This is a genomic window from Bartonella florencae (genome assembly GCF_000312525.1).
Taxonomy (GTDB): domain Bacteria; phylum Pseudomonadota; class Alphaproteobacteria; order Rhizobiales; family Rhizobiaceae; genus Bartonella; species Bartonella florencae.
In genome coordinates this window covers 83480-84904 of record NZ_HE997455.1, presented here as the reverse complement: position 1 = coordinate 84904, position 1425 = coordinate 83480, and the positions used below count along the sequence as shown (strand labels likewise).

General features: G+C 34.2%; 1 pseudogene. It reads left to right on the top strand.

Features of this window, described 5'->3' with window-relative positions:
• Positions 1 to 419: 419 nt before the first annotated feature.
• Positions 420 to 1425, top strand: a pseudogene (locus tag BN202_RS10000) (hypothetical protein); the annotation flags it as partial.

The following is a 1425-nucleotide window of genomic DNA, read 5'->3' as shown; positions in this document are numbered from 1 at the left end:
TCTATTTTTAATTTTTTATTTATATTTAAAAACGTAATAAAATTATTTATCTTTGTACATAAGAAGATCTATTCAAAGATTTTTTTACAAGCGCAATCATCGATTTTCTCTAAAAACTTTGTAGAACTTCCATAGTAATAAGCTTTAAGCAACAAACATTCTTGCAAAATCTCCCGTTCTATAGCGTTTATGAAACACAGACTTATCAAGCAAACTTTTCTACAATCCATATTCGTTGAGCGACACAATCACTTTAAAAAGTTTCTCACAGCAATTTTCAAACTCTAAAAAGAGCATCATTGTAATATTTCGTTTTGTTCTTTACATGAAAAACATAATGATATAAAAACCCCTCAGTACTTGCGCCATCAGGGGAATGAAGTAAGCATCAAAGACATACCAATACTAAAGGCATATCTATGTGTAAGAAATCTATTTATAAGAAAAATCTTTTGTTATGTACAATTGCTGGAACTTTCATTTTTTCTCTTTTCGGTTCAACTTATGCAAATACACAACCTCCAATAATAACTATGGCTCGTGCAGATAAAGCAGGTGAAGAAAAAACCTTTGAAAATATCTTTGCCCGTACTACACATAGCGCGGCGGTAGCTGATGATAAAGCCTTTATTATCATTAAAAACTCAACAATGCGTTCCGATGGCACTTTGTTTTCTGCAAAAACAGGTGGGCGCATTCACGCTAAAGAGATTATAGGAAAAGCAGGAACACGTGGTTTAGAAATTTCCAATGGAATAATCCATGTTGAAGATTCCATCATGACCGTCACCGGACAACATAAAAGCTACGGTATCCGTTTTGATTATATTTCGGATTCTCATGTAAAAGAAGGAGAAAAGATCGTCAATAAGGCGATTCTTACCAATACAAAACTTCTTATGACGAATGGTATTGGTATTGCAGGACCATTATCATCGAAATCTGTTGCTGAAGTCTCTCTTAAAAATTCTGAAATTCGTGCTGATATGTTGTTGAAGAATAAAAGCGTGCCGGAGGATAATAAACCTAAAACTTTCATACTAACCGCTGATGATTCAATCACGGAAGGAAAAGTAAAAACTTTTCCTGAAAATACGACAATTTTTACTCTAAACAATGGGAGCAAGTGGTATTTAAAAATTAGTCCATTTGAAGTAGAAGACGAATACAGCTCTTCATACAAACTCATTGATATTAAGCAACGAGCAGAGTCTGTCATTTCGGTACTGAACCTTAATAACAGTTCTATAATATTTAATGCACCTTATGACTTAGTAGAGAACCATTACCAAACCTTAAATGTAGGGAAACATCCACAATCTCAAGAGGCTATATTGGCGGGAAGTCTATCCGCTGAGAAGGCAGTAGTTTACAATGCAACGGGTGATGCAAAGATTTATTTCAACACTGAGTGGAGCAATTCTC